The sequence below is a fragment of the Corynebacterium sp. ACRPO genome (assembly GCF_022347205.1).
GTDB lineage: Bacteria > Actinomycetota > Actinomycetes > Mycobacteriales > Mycobacteriaceae > Corynebacterium.
The window spans coordinates 41,921-59,837 of sequence record NZ_JAKRNE010000005.1 but is presented as its reverse complement, the minus strand read 5'-3'; the positions used below and the strand labels follow the sequence as shown (position 1 = coordinate 59,837).

18 protein-coding genes and 2 tRNA genes are annotated in these 17,917 nt (G+C 58.0%); 8 read left to right on the top strand and 12 right to left on the bottom strand.

The annotated features are described in order from the left end of the window. Window positions 1-27: 27 nt before the first annotated feature. The 3 genes from MHY22_RS05140 (at window position 28) to MHY22_RS05130 (ending at window position 2,879) form a co-directional block, all read left to right on the top strand. Window positions 28-1,242: an alkylhydroperoxidase domain protein gene (locus MHY22_RS05140; RefSeq protein ID WP_239278341.1), complete on the top strand. Its 1,215-nt coding sequence runs from the start codon at window positions 28-30 to the stop codon at window positions 1,240-1,242. Window positions 1,243-1,307: 65 nt separating this feature from the next. Beyond that, window positions 1,308-2,024, top strand: coding sequence for an SDR family oxidoreductase (locus tag MHY22_RS05135; RefSeq protein ID WP_239278339.1), 717 nt, complete (start codon window positions 1,308-1,310; stop codon window positions 2,022-2,024). 75 nt (window positions 2,025-2,099) lie between these two features. Beyond that, on the top strand, window positions 2,100-2,879 hold the full coding sequence (locus MHY22_RS05130; RefSeq protein ID WP_239278338.1) for a GntR family transcriptional regulator: 780 nt from the start codon (window positions 2,100-2,102) through the stop codon (window positions 2,877-2,879). Here MHY22_RS05130 and pepN read toward each other — a convergent pair. After that, window positions 2,876-5,392, bottom strand: coding sequence for an aminopeptidase N (pepN, locus tag MHY22_RS05125; protein WP_239278337.1), 2,517 nt, complete (start codon window positions 5,390-5,392; stop codon window positions 2,876-2,878). The two genes, MHY22_RS05130 and pepN, sit on opposite strands and share 4 nt — an antisense overlap. 98 nt (window positions 5,393-5,490) lie before the next feature. On the opposite strand from pepN, the gene MHY22_RS05120 reads away from it, so the two are divergent. Further along, window positions 5,491-6,114, top strand: a complete 624-nt coding sequence (locus MHY22_RS05120) for a disulfide bond formation protein DsbA (protein ID WP_225746537.1) — start codon at window positions 5,491-5,493, stop codon at window positions 6,112-6,114. Here MHY22_RS05120 and MHY22_RS05115 read toward each other — a convergent pair. Further along, window positions 6,111-6,515, bottom strand: a complete 405-nt coding sequence (locus MHY22_RS05115; protein WP_239278336.1) for an MFS transporter — start codon at window positions 6,513-6,515, stop codon at window positions 6,111-6,113. The two genes, MHY22_RS05120 and MHY22_RS05115, sit on opposite strands and share 4 nt — an antisense overlap. A gap of 116 nt (window positions 6,516-6,631) precedes the next feature. Here MHY22_RS05115 and MHY22_RS05110 point away from each other — a divergent pair, with 116 nt between their 5' ends. Beyond that, complete coding sequence (locus MHY22_RS05110) at window positions 6,632-7,105, top strand: ribose-5-phosphate isomerase (protein ID WP_005327249.1); 474 nt, start codon at window positions 6,632-6,634, stop codon at window positions 7,103-7,105. Between the two features lie 86 nt (window positions 7,106-7,191). Here MHY22_RS05110 and MHY22_RS05105 read toward each other — a convergent pair whose 3' ends face one another. The 4 genes from MHY22_RS05105 to MHY22_RS05090 form a co-directional block, all read right to left on the bottom strand. Beyond that, window positions 7,192-8,025, bottom strand: a complete 834-nt coding sequence (locus tag MHY22_RS05105; protein ID WP_225746539.1) for an aldo/keto reductase — start codon at window positions 8,023-8,025, stop codon at window positions 7,192-7,194. Window positions 8,026-8,043: 18 nt separating this feature from the next. Further along, the gene (locus MHY22_RS05100; protein ID WP_239278334.1) at window positions 8,044-8,676 is read right to left on the bottom strand and encodes a hypothetical protein; all 633 of its coding nucleotides are present in this window, start codon (window positions 8,674-8,676) and stop codon (window positions 8,044-8,046) included. Window positions 8,677-8,744: 68 nt separating this feature from the next. After that, on the bottom strand, window positions 8,745-9,437 hold the full coding sequence (locus tag MHY22_RS05095) for a nitroreductase (protein ID WP_239278333.1): 693 nt from the start codon (window positions 9,435-9,437) through the stop codon (window positions 8,745-8,747). Between the two features lie 118 nt (window positions 9,438-9,555). Next, window positions 9,556-9,630 (bottom strand) — tRNA-Gly (locus MHY22_RS05090). A 122-nt stretch (window positions 9,631-9,752) separates the two neighbouring features. On the opposite strand from MHY22_RS05090, the gene MHY22_RS05085 reads away from it, so the two are divergent. From MHY22_RS05085 to tig, 3 genes are all read left to right on the top strand, one after another. Further along, on the top strand, window positions 9,753-10,577 hold the full coding sequence (locus MHY22_RS05085; RefSeq protein ID WP_239278332.1) for a DUF1542 domain-containing protein: 825 nt from the start codon (window positions 9,753-9,755) through the stop codon (window positions 10,575-10,577). 134 nt (window positions 10,578-10,711) lie between these two features. Next, a tRNA-Pro gene (locus MHY22_RS05080) sits at window positions 10,712-10,785 on the top strand. A 90-nt stretch (window positions 10,786-10,875) separates the two neighbouring features. After that, window positions 10,876-12,234, top strand: coding sequence for a trigger factor (gene tig, locus MHY22_RS05075; protein ID WP_239278331.1), 1,359 nt, complete (start codon window positions 10,876-10,878; stop codon window positions 12,232-12,234). 178 nt (window positions 12,235-12,412) lie between these two features. Here the strand turns inward: tig and MHY22_RS05070 are convergent, their stop codons facing one another. From MHY22_RS05070 to MHY22_RS11585, 6 genes are all read right to left on the bottom strand, one after another. After that, on the bottom strand, window positions 12,413-12,994 hold the full coding sequence (locus MHY22_RS05070; protein WP_005324045.1) for an NADPH-dependent FMN reductase: 582 nt from the start codon (window positions 12,992-12,994) through the stop codon (window positions 12,413-12,415). A 39-nt stretch (window positions 12,995-13,033) separates the two neighbouring features. Continuing rightward, window positions 13,034-13,204 carry a hypothetical protein gene (locus MHY22_RS05065; protein ID WP_162837278.1) on the bottom strand — a complete coding sequence of 57 codons (171 nt, stop codon included), beginning with the start codon at window positions 13,202-13,204 and terminating at the stop codon, window positions 13,034-13,036. Window positions 13,205-13,289: 85 nt separating this feature from the next. Continuing rightward, window positions 13,290-14,315 carry a class 1b ribonucleoside-diphosphate reductase subunit beta gene (gene nrdF / locus MHY22_RS05060; protein WP_023020918.1) on the bottom strand — a complete coding sequence of 342 codons (1,026 nt, stop codon included), beginning with the start codon at window positions 14,313-14,315 and terminating at the stop codon, window positions 13,290-13,292. Window positions 14,316-14,367: 52 nt separating this feature from the next. Continuing rightward, window positions 14,368-16,563: a class 1b ribonucleoside-diphosphate reductase subunit alpha gene (nrdE, locus tag MHY22_RS05055; protein WP_005324048.1), complete on the bottom strand. Its 2,196-nt coding sequence runs from the start codon at window positions 16,561-16,563 to the stop codon at window positions 14,368-14,370. 50 nt (window positions 16,564-16,613) lie between these two features. Continuing rightward, the gene (gene nrdI / locus MHY22_RS05050) at window positions 16,614-17,081 is read right to left on the bottom strand and encodes a class Ib ribonucleoside-diphosphate reductase assembly flavoprotein NrdI (RefSeq protein WP_005324049.1); all 468 of its coding nucleotides are present in this window, start codon (window positions 17,079-17,081) and stop codon (window positions 16,614-16,616) included. A 115-nt stretch (window positions 17,082-17,196) separates the two neighbouring features. Next, a complete protein-coding gene (locus MHY22_RS11585; RefSeq protein WP_284815160.1) occupies window positions 17,197-17,877 on the bottom strand; it encodes a metal-dependent transcriptional regulator in 681 nt (226 codons plus the stop codon). Between the last annotated feature and the right edge of the window lie 40 nt (window positions 17,878-17,917).

Sequence of the window (17,917 nt, the reverse complement as noted above, 5' to 3'; positions counted from 1 at the left end):
GCGCCCCAGAAAGGTTGGACTGAGAATATGACCGACATTATTAATGAACTCTCCCACGCCAGCGCCGAGGTGCAACAGCTACGCCGTGCGCGCCACGATGCGCAGGACAATGCGCAACTGAGCTTTAGCGCTTTGCTCGAGCCAGCAGAACCAGGCGAGTTCTCCTATACGGAGCGCTATGCCGTGGCGGCTTTTACCGCTGCAATCTACCAGGCGAGCGAGGCTGCGGATTTCTACTTCGACCTGCTGGGCGATGAGGCCGACGAGGATCTTGTTGCCGCCGTGCGCGCCGCGAGCCAGCGCGGTGTGTCCACCGGCCCGTATCACCAGGGTGATTTCCTTATCTTCGGCGATACCGCCGCGGAAGCCGCGCTGGGCACGCGCCTAGCTGCGGCCTTCGATTGGGCGCACCTTCTGGCTTTCCACCCCAAGGATGCCTCCCCGCAGGCCATCGGGCACCTCGATGCCGCAGGATGGTCCGCCACGGAGATCGTCAGCCTGTCCCAGCTGGTGGCATTTTTGGCCTTCCAGCTGCGCGTGGTCCACGGCCTGCGCGTACTTTCTGGCGAGGATTCCGCGTCTCACCCCGCAGCCGAGCGCGCCGGCGGCGTGGCCGATCCGGGCTGGGAGGTAACCGCGACTACGTTGCAGCCCGATACCGTGCTGCCGGACCACTTTGTCAACCACTCTCTGGGCTGGAAGCCTTGGGTAGAGGCGCTGGCGAAGGGGGATTTTACCGCGGTGCATACCGATGCCCTCATCAAGCCAGAGCGTATCGATTCCGAGTACTTCCGCTTGCTCGCCCGCGACCCTGCGGCCTTGAAGGCGCGCACGCTGACTGACCTGGACATTTTCTATAACACCGAAGGTGGGCTCTCCCGTGCGGACCGCGAGCTCGCCGCTACTGTGGCCTCGCGCTACAACGGCTGCGAGTACTGTGCCTCCGTGCACCAGGCGCGGTGCGTCCAGGAGGGTGGCGACCGTGAAATCGTAGACCGCCTCTTGGACGAGGGCATCGACGCCGACCTTGGCTCAAAGGAATGGGACCTTATCCGTCGCGCCGCCGTAGCACTGACCGAAACCCCCTTCGCCTTCGACGCGGCATTATGCGCAGACCTGCGTGCGGCCGGATTCGATGATCAATCCATTCTGGACCTCATCTACGCTTCCTCCTTCTTCAACTGGGCTAATCGTTTGATGCTCACCCTGGGCCAGCCGGACGTGCCTAAGCGCTTCCGTTAATCGGCTACCGCCGGTGACTGCTCCGGTGCGGCGCTGAAGGCGAAGGATCCCTATGATGGGGCGGCATGACTGATACTAAGAACGTCACCGCACCAGCACACTCGGATAGCGAAGCCCCGCAGAAGGTCGCCGTCGTCACCGGCGCTACCGGCGGCATGGGGCGCGAGATCATCGCTGACCTAGCCGGTGATTACCACGTGTATGCACTGGGCCGTAGCGCGGCGGAACTGCCCGAATCGGACTCTATTACGCCGGTAGTCATCGACCTCGTCGCCGGCCTCGATGAAGGCATGAAACTGCCGGAGCTGGACCGCGTGGACGTGCTCGTCCACGCTGCTGCACGAGCTACCAAGTACTCCGTGGAGGAAGCCACGCCGGAAAATTGGCGTGCGCACATGGACCTCAACGTGCATGCCCCTGCAGAGCTGACCCGCGCCTTGCTGCCGCAGCTGCGCAAAGCGGAAGGCACCGTGGTTTTTATTAACTCTGGCGCTGGACGCCACAGCTACGGCGATAACGTCATCTACGCGGCGACCAAGCACGCGTTGTATGCACTCGCCGATGGACTGCGCATCTCTGAGCCGGGAATCCGCGTATCCACCGTGGCTCCAGGGCCTACCGATACCCCGATGCTTAAGGGGTTGCAGGATTATGATCCCTCCCAGGTTATTGCCCCGGCTGAGGTGGCTCGTGCCATTCGTACCGTGGTAGAGGCAGGCCCCACCACTCAGCTGACGGAAATCCAGGTCAGGCCGCGAATCGAGTTACATCTGCGCAAGTAGGAACGCAAGTAGTGGTAATGGACATCACACATTAATGGGTTTGGTTTCCAGGGGTGTCCATTACACTCGGGGGCTGTGAATTCCCAAAGCCGAAAGCGGCCCGCCTATCTCCGTATCTCGGATGCCCTACGCGATAAGATCGAACGCAATGAATTAGAACCCGGTCAGCGTTTTCCTACCGAACGCGAATTGGTCCGGGAATTTCATGTTGCGCGCATGACCGTGCGCCATGCTTTAGACATATTGGAGGTAGAAGGCCTCATTGACCGCCGCCGCGGGCGCAGTGGTGGCACCTACGTGCGCACGGTTCCCCCTACACTGAGCCTGACCAACAAGGACAATATCGTCACCCAGCTGCGCGAGCGCGGGCACGACACCGCCGTACGCGTGGTCTCCGTTAACAAAGCCCACGTGCCCAAGCATGTGGCAGCGGTACTGGGTGTTAGCGATTCCACCTTTGCGTGGGATATCAAGCGCCTCTATACCGTCGATGGCAAGCCCGTCATCCTTTCGCGCTACACCATCCCGGTAGATATGGCTCCCGATCTCAATCAGCACGATCTGCGCGAGCCCATCATGGGAATCCTGGCTGGCTACAACCTCAAGCCCGTCTTTAAGCGCGAGAGCATGCGCGCCGCTACCGCTCGCACCGAAGAGCAGAAACTATTGCACGTGAGCCGATCGCACCCGCTGCTTCGGTTCGTGCGGCTGTTAAAGACTAAATCGGGCGCGGTCTTTGCCTATATTGAAGAGTCGCTGCGCTCTGATATCGCCAACGTCGAGGTGGTCCTGGGTGAGGATCCCGCGCCGCAACCCCTACCGGGCCAGGGCAACGGCGCGGGAAAGCCGGCTTAGCTAGCGTCTACCTGGCGGTTGCGCAGCGCGCGGGACACGCGGTCACGCTGCTCGGTGACCGTGCGGCGCAGACCACCCGGCAGCTCCTTCTTCAAGAAGGCATCGGCGCGGTCCAGGCCCTTGTGCGTGATATCCCAGGAAGGGAAGAGACCCGTCACGGTGGTCAGCGCCACCTCGGAGGACTGGGAAGACCATACCTTTTCTGCGATGTCGAAGAACTCCGCGGTGGGCAGGAATTCATCGCTATGCGGGTAGAGCAGGCCTTCCAGCTTGGAGGTGAGCTCGCGGTTGGTGAGATTTCCCGCCACGATTTCTTCCCATACCGCGCGCTTGTTCTCGGCGGTTGCCACGGCTGCGCGGGCACGCAGGGAAGAGTAATAGCCGGTGGCGGAGTTATCGCGCTCGAGTTGCGCATCCGCGGCGGCCGGGACGTCTTCTACCGCGCCATCGGCGGCAAGTGCCGCCAGTGCGGACCAGCGCAGTCCCGCGTCCTCAGAGGACTCGAGTACGCCGCGCAGATAGTCGCGCGCGCTATCGTGCAGGCGAACCTTCGCCAATGCTTGAGTGCAGATGATGGAGCGCTGGGCATCGGGGCTGTGGGCGCCGTCGAGGAGGGCGTCGGCAAGCAGGGTGCTCTGGGCGGCCCAGTGCGGATCGGCATAGTTTTTCAGCGCGCTAGACGCCTGCAAGACAATACGTTCGAGGACGGCGAGCTCCGTCTCCGCCTGCATGCCGCGGGCAACCAGTTGGATGAAATCGCGGGCGCGCATAGTACCGGCGCGGGTCATCTCCCACGCGGTAGACCAGCACAGGGTACGGGCCATGGGATCGGCGAACTTATCAATATTGTCCAGCAGGAATTGCAGGGAACCCGCGTCCAGCTCGATGAGGCAATAGGTCAGGTCATCGTCGTTGGGTAGGAGGAAGTCAATGTCTCCCAACTGGCGGCCGATGAGCTCTGGAATCTCGGTGGAAGCGCCATCAATATCCATCTCGATGCGATCGGTGCGCACCACCTTGCCATCCTGCAGGTTATACAGGCCTACCGCCACGCGGTGGGTGCGCAGGGTATCGCCGGCCTGGGTGAGGTAAGCATGGGTAATCGTGCCAGACTCATCCGCATTGAGCGCCACGCTGAGCGTATTGATGCCGGAGGTCTTGAGCCACTGTTGCGCCCAGAAGGAAAGGTCGCGGCCGGAGGCCTCTTCTAGGTGGCGCAGCAGATCATCAAAGGTGGCATTGCCCCATGCATGGGCGGCGAAGTGGCGGCGCACACCGGCGAGGAAGTTGTCGCGGCCGACATAAGCCTGCAGCTGCTTGAGCACCGAAGCGCCCTTGGCATAGGTGATGCCATCGAAGTTTTGCTCCACCGTTTCGATATCGCTGGCGTCGGTGGAAATCGGGTGGGTGGTCGGCAGCTGATCCTGCTGATAGGCCCAGGATTTTTCCACATTGGCAAAGGTCACCCACGCGGTATCGTATTCGGTTTCCTCCGCCTGGGAGATGGCGGCGGACCAGGTGGCGAAGGACTCATTGAGCCACAAATCGTCCCACCACTGCATGGTGACCAAGTCACCGAACCACATATGGGCCAACTCGTGTAGGACGGTATCGGCGCGGCGCTCGTACTTGTAGTGCGTGGCCTGGGAAGTAAAGACGTACTCATCGCGGATGGTAACGCAGCCGGCATTCTCCATCGCGCCGGCGTTGAACTCCGGCACGAAGATCTGGTCATACTTGCCAAAGGGGTAGGGGAAACCGAAGTTGCGGTGGTAGAAATCAAAGCCCTGCTTGGTCTCGGTAAATAGGCGCTCGGCATCCAGTGCGTGGGCGAGCGAAGCGCGGCAGTAGATGCCGAGTGGCACCTCGAGTTTTTGGGCCGGCTTGCCCTCTGGGTGCGCGGTTAGCTCGCCGTGCCAGGTATCGGTGACCTCGTGGTACGGGCCGGCGCACAGGGCTACCAGGTAGGTGGACAATGGATAGTCAATAGCCGTGCTGGCTACATCGCCTTCCCAGTTCACCGGGCCATTGCTAATGATGGTCCACTCTTCGGGCGCCTTGAAATGCAGCGCGTAGGTGGCCTTCATATCCGGCTGGTCAAAGCAGGCGAAGACTCGCTTGGCATCGGCGGTTTCAAACTGGGTATAAAGGTAGACCTTGTCATCGGCGGGGTCCACAAAGCGGTGCAGGCCCTCGCCGGTGCGGGAATACGGGATCGTAGCGGTGACTTCTAGCGTGTAATCGGCTACCTGGAGGCCAGACAGGGGAATGCCGTAGGTGGGGTTATAGGAATCAGTGGGCAGCGGGTTGCCGTTGAGGCGTACCTCCTGGATTTCCTCGGCGCGCAGATCGATAAAGGTCGAGCCGATCTCTCGCGAGGTAAAGCTCACCTTCGTGGTGGACAGGAAGTGGGTGTCTGAATACTTGAGGTCTAAAGTGACATCGTAGTGGTCTACCTCGATCATTCGGGAGCGCTGGGCAGCTTCCTCGCGAGTCAGGTTTATAGAGGTCATAGCCTATATTCTCCTTCTAAGCTGAAAAATAGTTCTGCATCCACAGTAGTCGTGCACCTAGGCTGGTGGGGCAAACTTTTTCAATCAGAGGAGTATTTATGGCTGACGCAGTAAAGTTCTGGTTCGACGTATCCTGCCCCTTCGCTTGGGCTACCTCGCGCTGGATTAAGGAAGTGGAAAAGGTACGCGACATCGAGGTCGAGTTCGAGCCGATGTCCCTCTCCGTGCTCAATGACGGCCGCGATCTTGACTCCACCTACATGGACATGATGAAGGCTAACTGGGGTCCAGCCCGCGTCTTTGCCAAGGTCAAGGCCGAACGCCCTGAGAAGGTAGACGAGCTCTACACTGCGATGGGAACCCTGGTTCACGCCAAGGGCAATGGCGGGCGCACCGGCTTTGGCGCTTATGATGACATCATCGCTCAGGCCCTAGCGGAGGTGGACCTCCCAGCAGAGTTCGCCGAGGTAGCCAATACCGAGGATTATGACGAAAAGCTGCGCGAGTACCACCACAACGGCATTTCTTCTGTGGGCGATGAGGTGGGTACCCCGGTTATCAAGCTGGGTGATACCGCCTTCTTCGGCCCAGTCATTACCCGTATCCCTACCGGTGAAGAAGCAGGCGAGCTTTTCGACGCCTCCCTGCGCCTTGCCCAGTACCCCTACTTCTTCGAGCTCAAGCGCTCCCGCACCGAGATGCCGCAGGTGGAGGAAAACTAAGCGGTCTTTTTACGTCGGCGCAGCTGAATTGCGGCGCCGACACACAGTGCGATGGTCAGTGGGGTCAAGATGAATGCCGGCAGACCTGCGATATTGATAGAGGGAAGTTCCATGCCGGCCCGAAAGTCGTCCCACGCGACTAGCGCCCAGGATGCCCACGAGGCTCCAGCGAGAAGCGCGATAATGCCGGCCGCAATCGCGCCCCCGTTGGCCCGCGGGTTCCCGCGCACCTTTTGTGCAATCCACCACACACCCAGGCCTAGGTGAGCCAAAGTGGCAAGAATGCTCGTGATAAGCGGGAGGAGGAAGCCCCCGGCGCCGGAAACCTGAACACCAAGCAGGATGATGCAGGCGAGAAGGCTCCCGCCGCAGAGCGCGAGGACTGGTTTGGTTATAGGCATGACTTTCCTCCTTTATAGCGATAGTGGTTGCTCGCGAGCTTATCAAGACAATGTAATACGAAACAGGGTGGGCGCTAAGCCTCCTCAAGGCGCGCCGGGCCGGTAGGATGTGGGCCATGCGCGTTTATCTAGGAGCAGACCACGCAGGTTTCGAAACCAAGAACCTGATTGCTGAACACCTCACCAAGCAGGGCCACGAAGTCATTGACTGCGGCGCCCATACCTACGATGCCGAGGATGATTACCCGGCATTTTGCATCGAAGCGGCACAACGCACCGTCAATGATCCAGGCTCCCTGGGCATCGTGCTTGGCGGCTCCGGCAACGGCGAGCAGATTGCCGCCAATAAGGTCAAGGGTGCTCGTTGCGCACTGGCGTGGTCCGCAGAGACCGCCCGCCTTGCCCGCGAACACAACAATGCCCAGCTCATCGGCATCGGTGGTCGTATGCACACCGAGGAGCAGGCACTGGAAATCGTCGATGCCTTCCTGGACCAAGAATGGTCCCGCGCGGAGCGCCACCAGCGTCGCATTGACATCTTGGCGGAATACGAGCGCACCGGCATCGCTCCGGAGCTGCCGGAGGCCTAAGCCACGAGGAATAAACGCCGCGGACCAAAGCTGGTTCCGCGGCGTTTATTTGTGTGGTTCGGCCGGCTCGGCCGAGGCGCTAAGGCTTAAGCGTCATTCATGTCATTCGGGTGCGGACCGCCGCGCCCCTCTTCGCCCTCATCCAGGGCGGTAATGGCAGCCATCTCGTCCTCGGTGAGCTCGAAGCCAAAGACGTCGAAATTCTCCGCGATGCGCGATGGCGTGGCGGACTTGGGGAAGAGGATGACGCCATTCTGCAGGTGCCAGCGGATGACGACTTGCGCTGGGCTGACATCGTGCGCCGCAGCGGCGTCGGTGACCTCGGGCGCGTCCAAAATGTCGCTCTTGCCCTGGCCCAAAGGCCCCCATGCCTCGATAGCTACGGTGTGGGCGCGGAAAGCATCCAGCTCGCGCCACCGCTGCAGGTAAGGGTGAAGCTCAACCTGATTGACCGCCGGCTTGACGTCGGTTTTGAGCTCCAGCTCCTCCAAGTGTTCCAGCTCAAAGTTGGAGACGCCGATTGACTTTGCCTTGCCCTGCTTCTGCAGCTCAATGAGCTGCTGCCAGGCCTCGACGTAGGTTCCCTTCGCCGGGGTAGGCCAGTGGATGAGGTAGAGATCCACATACTCTAGGCCGAGCTTGTCCAAAGACTCATCGAGTGCTGCGGCGGCATCGGTCTGGCGGTCATTCCACAGCTTGGTGGTGACAAAAAGTTCCTCGCGAGGGATGCCGGATTTGGCAATAGCCTTACCTACGCCTTCTTCATTGCCATAGATAGCGGCGGTATCGATATGGCGATAGCCCACCCGCAGGGCCTCGGCTACCAGCGCTTCGGTCTTGTCCGGGTCCATCTGGAATACGCCGAAGCCCAGCTGCGGGATGGTATTGCCGTCATTCAGGGTGATGTTAGGTACGCTCATGCGCCCCAGACTACCTATCTACTGCAGCGGGCCGAGCGTGATGAATTTATTCCACGTCTCCCACTCATCTTGCAGGCGGGCGCGCTCATGGGGTGGGGTAGCGGTGTCGTCGATAAGCGCGGCATCTATCATGCGCACGCCATTGTCAAAGAACAACGCGGCGTGCCCCGAGGCACCATGGCGCAGTACCGGAACCAAGTTCAACCCATCGAAGGACAGGCGCGCATTGGGCCGCACATCCAGCCCGGCAATGGCGGCGAGGGTGGGAGCCAAGTCAATAGGGGAGACCAGCTCGTTATTCTCCCCGCTTTCCGCCACACCCGGCCACAGCACCGACATTGGGGCATTTCCGCCCAGCAGGGAGCAGACGGCAATGACGCCTTCAACCTGGTCGAGTTCCTCCAGGCTGGGCTGTTCTAGGAGGCGAAAGACGTCTTCACCGGCCGGTTGCGTGTCTTCGCGGACCTCATAGCCCACCCCAGCAAAAACCTCGCTGATGCGCGTGGTGGCCTGGCGCTGCGGGTACTGGCCGGTCAGGGTGCCGCGGCGGGAGTCCGCATACGTTTCCGAAGGCACCCACGTGTTTTTAAACCGAACGCCGCGCAGTGCGGTCTCAGGCGCATGGTCAAAGGTCGCAAGAGTGATATCCATGGACTCAATTCTATGCTTGCCGACGCCCCCTTCGGCCAACTTTGCCCACACAAATCACCGCCGCGGTATTAATCGAGCTCTAGTCCCTCGATGCCGTGCACCGTCACGGTCTCTGAGAGCGGCGCGCGGCCCGGAGCCGTGTTAAAGACTGGGCTAGATTCATCGGCCGTACCAAAGGTAATGGCGGTGACCAGCTTGTAGTCCTCGTCCACGCCGAGGAATTTACGTGCGGTTGGCGCAATCAGGGAAATCATGCCTTGCGGGATGCCGTGATAACCATGTGCCTCGAGGGAAAGCAGGAAGTTTTCGGTGTAGGTTCCCTGGTCAAAGGCGGCGCGGATGCGGTCGCCCATCGGCGGGATAAAAAGCAGTACCGCATGGGGTGCGCCAAAGAAGCGCAGGTTTTCGCGGATGAACTCTACGCGGCCTTCTTTATCTTCGCGCTTAATGCCAAGCAGCCCGTACATTTTGGCGGCCAGTTCTTGGGAACGCTGGGGGTGGATGCCCTCACCGTAATCGGTGGTGAAGCCTGGGCTAAGGCCGTTGGTATCGAATTCCTTAATCAGCGCAGCGCTGAGCTCCTTGAGCTTTTCCCCTCCCACCACGTGCACGTGCCACGGCTGGGTATTGGAGTTGGACGGTGCGGATTGAGCATCCTCCAAGACCTGCTTGATGTCTTCTACCGGCATGGGTTCCGACAGGAACGCACGGGGAGAATGGCGGTTGCGGATAAATTCGGAATACTTATTGGTTGAAGTCATGCGCGCCACCCTACACATCGGCGTATGTGTCCGCCTTAAACCAAGCGTGGCCAGCGCGGGTGAGCGGGTCTGGGGTAGGTAAAACGAAAAAATCGCCCACCTGGACGATGGGCGAAAGTGGAGGGAATGACGGGAATCGAACCCGCGTCTTCAGCTTGGAAGGCTGAGGTATTAGCCACTATACGACATTCCCACAGCGCGCTATTGAAACGCTGGGCCATACTTTAGCGCACGCGGGGGCAAAAATGAAAATAGGGAACTAGGGTGGCGCTTGAGCCGTTGTTACAAGAGGAATGGCCCTACCAATAGAAAGCGATGATCGTAGTGGAAATTTTGCTCCTTGTGCTGGCAGTGGGCGGAGGCGCGTGGTTTATGTCTTCGCGCAACTCCCAAAAACGCCGCGAGGAACGAGAAGCGCAGCAATTGGCTGATGCACAAGCTGACGCTCGCCGGTGGATTGAACGCCTGGGTGGCCAAGTAATGCAGATTTCAGGCACAGACTCTGCCTCCCAACAGGCAATGGCCGATGCGTCCGAGCGTTTCACGGCAGCTAACTCGGCGATTTCACGCGCCACCACCGCAAAGCAGGCGAACCTAGCGCGTGAGTCCGCTTTGGAAGGCATGCATTATGTGAATGCCGCGCGCGAGATTATGGGCATGAACCCGGGCCCAGAGCTGCCACCGCTCGAGGGGCAGCGCGCCGCCGGCAAGGTGACGGAAAAGCGCACGGTGGAAGCGAATGGCCAGCAGATCACTGCTTCGCCGTACGCCTCCGCGGATACCCCGAACTACTACCCAGGCGGAACCGTGGCCGGCCGTCCGGTTCCGGCGGGTTGGTATTCCCGTCCGTGGTGGGCGGATGCTTTGCAGACCGGCGTGTGGATGGTGGGCTACTCCATGATGTTTAATGCCCTATTCTCCGGTATGTCTGGCATTGGCTATTCCGCGGCCGCTGCTGAAAGCGGCGACTGGGGTGGCGGTGAAGGCATAGGCGATGCTGGCGACATGGGTGGTGACGCTGGCGATGCTGGCGGCGCCGGTGACATGGGCGGCGGCGATGACGGCGGCGGCCTGTTTGATGGCCTTGGCGATGGTGATGGCGGCGGATTCTTTGACGGAATGTTTGATTTCGATTTCTAGCCGCATGGCTGTCAAAAGTGGCCTCTGTGCTGCGTTGATTCCATTAGGTGGGGGTCCGTTTAGGAGATTTAAAACGGACACGGTACACTGTCTCAGGTATGCAACGCAGCCAAGGCAACTTGGTGGCCTACATACGGGGCGTGGCGCAGTTTGGTAGCGCACCTGCTTTGGGAGCAGGGGGTCGCAGGTTCAAATCCTGTCGCCCCGACGTATGGGGGTCTGGAAATGCCCTAATAAGGATTTCCGGACCCCCTTTAAGTTTATGTACGTAAAACAATGAAGCCAGGGAGATTCACTCGTGAAGACCACCGTAGACAAGCTGAGCGATACCCGCGTTAAGCTCACCGTCAACGTTCCGTTTGCGGAGCTGGACCAGGAAATCGATCAAGCTTACGCGGCAATCGCGCAGCAGGTTTCTATTCCAGGTTTCCGTAAGGGCAAGGCACCGCGCCAGCTTATTGATGCTCGCTTCGGCCGCGGCCCCATCCTGGAGCAGGTTGTCAATGACATGCTGCCTTCCCGCTACGAGCAGGCAGTCAAGGAAAACGATCTGAAGGTCATCGGCCAGCCGGACGTTGACATTTCCAAGATCGAGGACAAGGACTTCGTGGAGTTCACCGCAGAGGTTGATATCCGCCCTGAGTTTGAGATTCCGGACTTCTCCAAGATCTCCGTTACCGTCCCGGCCCTGAAGGCTGACGAAGAGGACGTCGACAAGGCTCTGGAGGAGCTGGCAGAGCGCTTCGGTGAGCTCAAGGACACCAAGCGCAAAATGAAGACCGGCGACTACGCCATCATCGACATCACCGCTGAGATTGACGGCGAGAAGATTGAAGACGCTTCCACCGAGGGTCTGTCTTACCGCATCGGCGACGATGATCTCATCAAGGGTCTGGACACTGCCCTGCGCGGCATGAAGACCGGTGAGGATAACGAGTTCACCTCCACCATCCAGTCCGGTGAGCACAAGGACGAAGAGGCCACCATCAAGGTCCACGTCCAGCAGTCCAAGGAGCGCAAGCTGCCGACTATGGACGATGAGTTCGCTCAGATGGCTTCTGAGTTCGACACCATGGACGAGCTGCGTGAGTCCACCAAGACCCAGGTGGAGGAGACCAAGAAGGCTGAGCAGGCTGCACAGATCCGCGATGAGGTTCTGAAGTCCGCACTGTCTGAGGTTGAATTCGAACTGCCGCAGTCCGTAGTGGACGAGCAGGCACACTCCCAGCTGCACCAGATCCTGGGCCAGCTGGCTCACGATGAGAAGGCACTGGCTCAGCTGCTTGAGGCACAGGGCACCTCCCGCGAAGAGTTTGATAAGCAGACCCGCGAGCAGGCAGAAGAGTCCGTCCGCACCCAGCTGTTCCTCGACGCTGTAGCAGAGAAGGAAGAGCCGGAAGTTTCCCAGCAGGAGCTGACCGACCACATCCTGTTCACCGCTCAGTCCTACGGCATGGACCCGAACCAGTTCATCCAGCAGCTGCAGTCCAACGGCCAGATCGCTAACCTCTTCTCTGACGTGCGCCGTGGCAAGGCACTGGCTGCCGCTATCTGCCGCACCACCGTCAAGGATGAAGAGGGCAATGACGTAGACGTTGACCAGTACTTCGGTGAAATCGAAGAAGAGGACGCTGCAGAAGCTTCCGAGGAGAAGTAATCTCCCACTTGTAACGCGCTGCTGCCACATGTGTGGTGGCGAGCGCGCATGAAACCCCGGATTCAGGTAACTCAAGGATGAGCCTGAATCCGGGGTTTGTGTCATTGTGGACGCCCTCTAGGAGTCTTTGAGTACTTCGAAGAGGGCGTGATGTGATGTGTGTTGGCTGGGGATACCGCTAGCCGTTCTTGGCTCTAAAGGCCTCGTCGGTCAACTGCAGGAAGCGCATAACGTAATCCTTGACAAAGTCTGCGGTACGTTGATTGAGATGTCCGGACTCTTCGAAAAGGGTGGGGGATTGGCCCAGAAATACTTCGGGCTGACCAGGGAGCGGCATGTCGAAGTAGGACAGAGCGAGGCGAAGGTTCTTCTGTGAACTGTAGCCGCCCATGCGGCCTACAGAGTGGCTAATGATACCTGCGGGAAGGTTCTTCCACGCCACATCTGAGTTGGGTTTAGAGCCGATGTCCACTGCGTTTTTGAGGCAGGCAGGGATAGTGCGGTTGTTCTCTGGCGTAATGAAGAGGATCCCGCTCGAGTTCTTGATGGTCTCGCGAAAGGTGGTGTACTCAGCCGGAGTGGGCTTGTCCGTGACGGCGGGGTCATCGTAGTCGAAGTCATAGAGCGGCAAGTCACGGATTTCCACGATGTTTGCCTCGTAGCCTTCAGGGATCATCGTGAGCACCTCGTGTGCAATCTTGCGTGCAAATGACTCTCGGCGCAGGCTGCCGACGATAACGCTGATACGTGGGGTGGTCATGGTAAACCTTCTTTCTTAGTTGGGTGTAGGGAGACGTGGTCAAGGGAGAAAAGGCTTGCAGCCAAAGGCCGGTGGTGGGCCGGCAGCGTGGGCGGCGGTGAGGAAGCCATCTACTTTGTTTCCTTCTTCATGGCGGAAGTACAGTTCGATGAGTCCTAGAAGCCCCCCGAGGACGGCCTCTCGTGCGGCGGATGTATTCAACAGCCGCATGGCTGCGGGTTGGTTTCCTTCGCGGATGGCTTCAAACAGCGCGATGGTCTCAAGCCAGCTTCCTTGGTCCGGTCGCGGAAAAGGTTTAGAAATCCCAGTCATCATCACTCGTTTCTTCAGCAGTACCAATGACATAGGAGGAACCAGATCCGGAGAAGAAGTCATGGTTCTCATCTGCTCCGGGGGCTAGGGCCGCGAGGATTTCTGGGTTCACTTCCGTTTCTTCGGGCGGGAAATAATCCGGGTAGCCCAAATTCATGAGTGCCTTATTGGCGTTATAGCGAACGAACACGGCTACATCATCCATGAGTCCCAAAGGCTCATATAGCTCGCCGGAATAGTCCAGCTCTAGTGCATAAAGCTCTTCGAGCAAAGAAATGGTGAAATCATGCATCTCCTTCTGCCGTAGCGGGGTCGTGGATTCCAGACCGCGCTGATATTTGTAACCCGAGTAGTAGCCGTGCACTGCCTTGTCACGCAGAATGAGGCGGATCATGTCTGCCGTATTTGTCAGGGTGGCGTGGACAGAAAAGTGCAAGGGAAGATAGAAACCCGCGTAGAGAAGCAGCGAGGAAAGCAACGTCGATGACACCTTGCGTTTGAGTGGATCCGGCCCAAAATAGTGCGCGAGAACTTTCTTAGCGCGTGCCTGGAGAAGGTCGTTATTCACCGCCCAGCGGTATGCTTCATCAATTTCCTTTGTACTGCTCAGGGTAGAAAACACTGAAGAGTATGAACGGGCATGGACTGACTGCATGAAGGCGATGTTGGTATACACGGCCTCCTCGTGTTCGGTGCGGGCATCTTGAATCTGACAGATTTCACCCACGGTGGCCTGGACAGTATCCAGGGTGGTGAGTCCCGTGAACACCCGCATGGTGAGGTTGCGTTCCTCGGGTGTCATCTTCTGCCACGCCGGGAGATCATTAGAAAGCGGGACCTTCTCTGGCAACCAAAAGTTGGCGGTTAGACGGTTCCACACTTCAAGATCCTTGTCATCGCTCACCCGGTTCCAATTGATGGCGCGGATGCGGGCTGAAGGATCATGCCGGTAGCTCGGCGGAGTAACTGAAATGCTGGTTAGTTCAGCACTATTCGATGTTGACGACATAGCTTCTTTCTTTCTGAGTGAATGGTTGTGGACAAGGGGGAGGACCGTGCTCCTACAAAGCACAGGAGACGCAGCCTTCGACCTCGGTTCCTTGGAGCGCGGATTGGCGTAAACGGATGTAGTAGAGGGTCTTGATTCCGGCTTTCCAGGCATAGATTTGTGCCTTGTTGATGTCCCGCGTGGTGGTATCAGCGGTAAAGAACAAGGTCAGGGAAAGCCCTTGGTCCACGTGTTGGGTGGCCATGGCGTAGGTGTCGATGATCTTTTCGTATCCCACGGCGTAGGAGTCATCGAAATACTCCAGGTTGTCGTTGGTCATTTCCGGCGCGGGGTAGTACACGCGCCCCAAGCGGCCTTCCTTGCGTATTTCAATTTTGGAGGCAATTGGGTGGATGGACGCGGTGGAGTCATTGATGTAGGAAATTGATCCAGTGGGTGGAACTGCCTGCAAGTAGGCGTTGTAGATGCCGTCTTGCATCACTTGATTCTTGAGCCGTAGCCAATCCTCGCGTTGAGGGATCTGCACGCCTGCTTCGTGGAAGAGCTGTTTTACGTGTTCAGTGGCTGGCGCCCAGTCTTGGTCGATGTATTTGTCAAAGTAGGCGCCAGTGGCATAGGTGGATTCTTCGAAGCCTGTGAATCGTTGACCTTTTTCAACCGCGAGTGCATGGGATGCGCGGAGCGCATGGTAGGTCACCGTGAGGAAATAGATATTTGTAAAGTCCAGTGCCTCGGCGCAGCCATAAGGAATACGCTGTGAAGCAAGGAAGCCGTGGAGATTCATTTGGCCCAGACCAATGGCATGCATGGAAGCATTTCCGTGAGCGATGGAGGGAACAGCTTCGATATTCGTCAGGTCTGAAACCTTCGTGAGGGCACGCACTGCGGTTTCGACGGTCTCCCCGAAGTCCGGCGATTCAAAAGCCTTCGCAATGTTGAGCGAACCTAGATTGCAGGAAATATCCTGGCCAACGGTGGTGTAGTCACCCGAAGCTCCGTAGGTCGATGGCGTGTTGACCTGGAGGATTTCGCTACACAGGTTGGACATATTGATATGCCCTTTGAGGGGATTAGCGCGGTTGACCGTATCCTCAAAGAGGATGTAGGGGTATCCGGATTCAAACTGAAGCTCAGCCAGCGTGGTGAAAAACTCGCGGGCCTTAATGGTCGTGTGAGAGATTCGCGGATTGGCAACCAGCTCGTCGTAGTACTCGGTGATGGACATGTCAGACATGGCTACGCCGTACTCGCGAGCGATGTCATACGGGCTAAAAAGATGCATATCCTTGTTCTCTTTGGCCAGACGGAAGGTTATATCTGGAATAACAACCCCCAGCGAAAGAGTCTTGATGCGGACTTTCTCATCGGCATTTTCCCGCTTGGTATCCAGGAAGCGAAGAATATCTGGATGGTGCGCATGCAGGTAGACGGCTCCAGCGCCCTGCCGGGAGCCCAATTGGTTGGCATAGCTGAAGCTATCTTCGAGAATCTTCATGACTGGGACTACGCCGGAAGCCTGGTTCTCAATCTTTTTGATCGGGGCTCCGGATTCGCGCAGATTGCTCAGCAACAGGGCCACTCCACCACCGCGCTTTGATAGTTGCAGTGCAGAGTTCACGCAGCGGCCAATGCTCTCCAAATTGTCTTCGATTCGCAGGAGGAAGCAGGAGACCATTTCGCCGCGCTGGGCTTTGCCTGCGTTGAGAAAAGTAGGGGTGGCGGGCTGGAAGCGTCCGGTCATGATGTCATCCACCAGCTTTTCTGCGAGCTCTTCGTCGCCCTGTGCAAGGTATAAAGCTGTGGTGGCGACGCGTTCTTCGTAGCCTTCTAGGAATCGGGAGCCATCAAAGGTTTTCAGTGCATATGAAGTGAAGAACTTAAATGCGCCGAGGAAGGTGCGGAACTGATGCTTAACTCGATGTGCTCTGTCGTACATGGCGCACAGAAAGGCGTCATCATAAAGCTCAAGGAAATCCCGCTCGTAGTACTCGTTATCAACCAACCATTCCAAGCGTTGCTTGGTGGAATCGAACTGATGCATGCGGGGAGCGACATGGTGCGTGACATAGTCTTGTGCTGCCTGAATGTCCTTGTCAAACTGGATTTTTCCAGAAGCGTCGAACAAGTTCAGCTGCGCGTTGAGTGCGTGGTAGCTCTTGCGCTTGCCGACACCGCCGGCATTGTCTGCTGAAGCGGTGCGGGGCGTAGCGCCAATAGTCTGTGTGGGGGTGGCATCAAGAGGCCACATTGTGTTTTCCAATCTGTGTGATGCGGATGTGTTCTTCATCTTGTGGGGGATTAATGGGGTGTCATCGTTAGCTGCTTTTGCTGCTCCCAAAACTTCTGAAGGCCCTGCTTTACGGCGGCGATGTCCTTCTGGGTGCCGAGAAGCTCGAAGTGATACAGCTCCGGTACGTGGCACTTGGCGGAAATGATGCGTCCGGCGACGCAGTAAGCACTTCCGAAGTTGGTATTCCCTGAGGTAATAACGCCCCGGATAAAGGAGCGGTTGATTGGGTCATTGAGGAAGTCGATGACCTGTTTGGGGACTGCGCGTTTGAGCGAGCCGCCGCCGTAGGTGGGAACGATGAGTACGTACGGGTGTGAAACCTGGATCATCCCGGTTTTCTTGGGGCGCAGTGGAATGCGCACCGCGGGTCTATCTAAGCGTTCGACGAATCTTTTCGTGTTCTCTGAAACGCTGGAAAAGTACACCAAATCTGGTGAGTCTGACATGGCAATCCTGCTCATCCTGGCCTTAGCCATAAGTGGGGTAGGTGATATTCGAAAAGACTAACTACGCAATGCCGTAGTTGCAACTACGGTCTAACGTAGTTTTGAAAAGGGCAGGTGAGAGCAGGATTAATGCAAAGGGGAATGTCTAAAGGTTGTGGTGTGCTACAAACACTGCGTCGGTAGCTGGGCGTCCAAGTACTACCCACTGAGTGCCGCCGGCCACCTGTATTTCGAGAGAATCTGAAAAGGGCGCTCCCTCGCGCGTGCTAAGAACAGCCCCAGTGACAATGCCGCGCTCTTCAAGGAACTTCAGCAGTTGTGGGTCGGAATCAGAAATGCGTTCCACGGTCACCCGCGATTGTGCACCGCTGTCGGTGAGGCGATGCGCACTGGGGATGGTGATCTGTCCATCAACCGTAGGGATAGGATCGCCGTGCGGATCCCTAGTGGGGTAATCAAGGAACTTATCCACACGTTCTATGAGCATGTCAGACACCGCGTGTTCGAGATTTTCGGCTTCATTATGGACTTCGTCCCAGGTGTAGCCCAATGCTTGAACCAAAAAAGACTCAAGCAATCGGTGACGGCGCACCATGACCAATGCGTACTGCCTGCCAAGTTCGGTTAACTCCACAGAGCCATAGGGCGTGTGTGACACGAGCCCTTGCTTCGCCATTTTGCGCACTGCATCGGAAACCGAGGAGAGCTTGAGTCCCAGCTGTTTCGCTATAAGCGTGGCGGTAACGGGCTCGGATGACCATTCCTTTAGCCCCCAGATAGCTTTCAAATAGTTCTGGGTACTGGTGGACAGCTCGGAAACAGACATGAGTAAATGTTAACCCAGCTTCCGTGTGCGCCTTTGGCGC

Bases quoted from the DNA above. Each gene is read 5' to 3' on its own strand.
- nrdI (WP_005324049.1), bottom strand. From the start codon at position 17,081: ATGGCTAAGGCCAGGATGAGCAGGATTGCCATGTCAGACTCACCAGAT.
- MHY22_RS05105 (WP_225746539.1), bottom strand. From the start codon at position 8,025: ATGAGCGTACCTAACATCACCCTGAATGACGGCAATACCATCCCGCAG.
- pepN (WP_239278337.1), bottom strand. From the start codon at position 5,392: ATGACCTCTATAAACCTGACTCGCGAGGAAGCTGCCCAGCGCTCCCGA.
- MHY22_RS05085 (WP_239278332.1), top strand. From the start codon at position 9,753: ATGATCGTAGTGGAAATTTTGCTCCTTGTGCTGGCAGTGGGCGGAGGC.
- nrdE (WP_005324048.1), bottom strand. From the start codon at position 16,563: ATGTGGCCTCTTGATGCCACCCCCACACAGACTATTGGCGCTACGCCC.
- nrdF (WP_023020918.1), bottom strand. From the start codon at position 14,315: ATGTCGTCAACATCGAATAGTGCTGAACTAACCAGCATTTCAGTTACT.
- MHY22_RS05135 (WP_239278339.1), top strand. From the start codon at position 1,308: ATGACTGATACTAAGAACGTCACCGCACCAGCACACTCGGATAGCGAA.
- MHY22_RS05100 (WP_239278334.1), bottom strand. From the start codon at position 8,676: ATGGATATCACTCTTGCGACCTTTGACCATGCGCCTGAGACCGCACTG.
- MHY22_RS05110 (WP_005327249.1), top strand. From the start codon at position 6,632: ATGCGCGTTTATCTAGGAGCAGACCACGCAGGTTTCGAAACCAAGAAC.
- MHY22_RS05065 (WP_162837278.1), bottom strand. From the start codon at position 13,204: ATGCGGCTGTTGAATACATCCGCCGCACGAGAGGCCGTCCTCGGGGGG.
- MHY22_RS11585 (WP_284815160.1), bottom strand. From the start codon at position 17,877: ATGTCTGTTTCCGAGCTGTCCACCAGTACCCAGAACTATTTGAAAGCT.
- MHY22_RS05115 (WP_239278336.1), bottom strand. From the start codon at position 6,515: ATGCCTATAACCAAACCAGTCCTCGCGCTCTGCGGCGGGAGCCTTCTC.
- MHY22_RS05095 (WP_239278333.1), bottom strand. From the start codon at position 9,437: ATGACTTCAACCAATAAGTATTCCGAATTTATCCGCAACCGCCATTCT.
- MHY22_RS05070 (WP_005324045.1), bottom strand. From the start codon at position 12,994: ATGACCACCCCACGTATCAGCGTTATCGTCGGCAGCCTGCGCCGAGAG.
- MHY22_RS05140 (WP_239278341.1), top strand. From the start codon at position 28: ATGACCGACATTATTAATGAACTCTCCCACGCCAGCGCCGAGGTGCAA.
- MHY22_RS05120 (WP_225746537.1), top strand. From the start codon at position 5,491: ATGGCTGACGCAGTAAAGTTCTGGTTCGACGTATCCTGCCCCTTCGCT.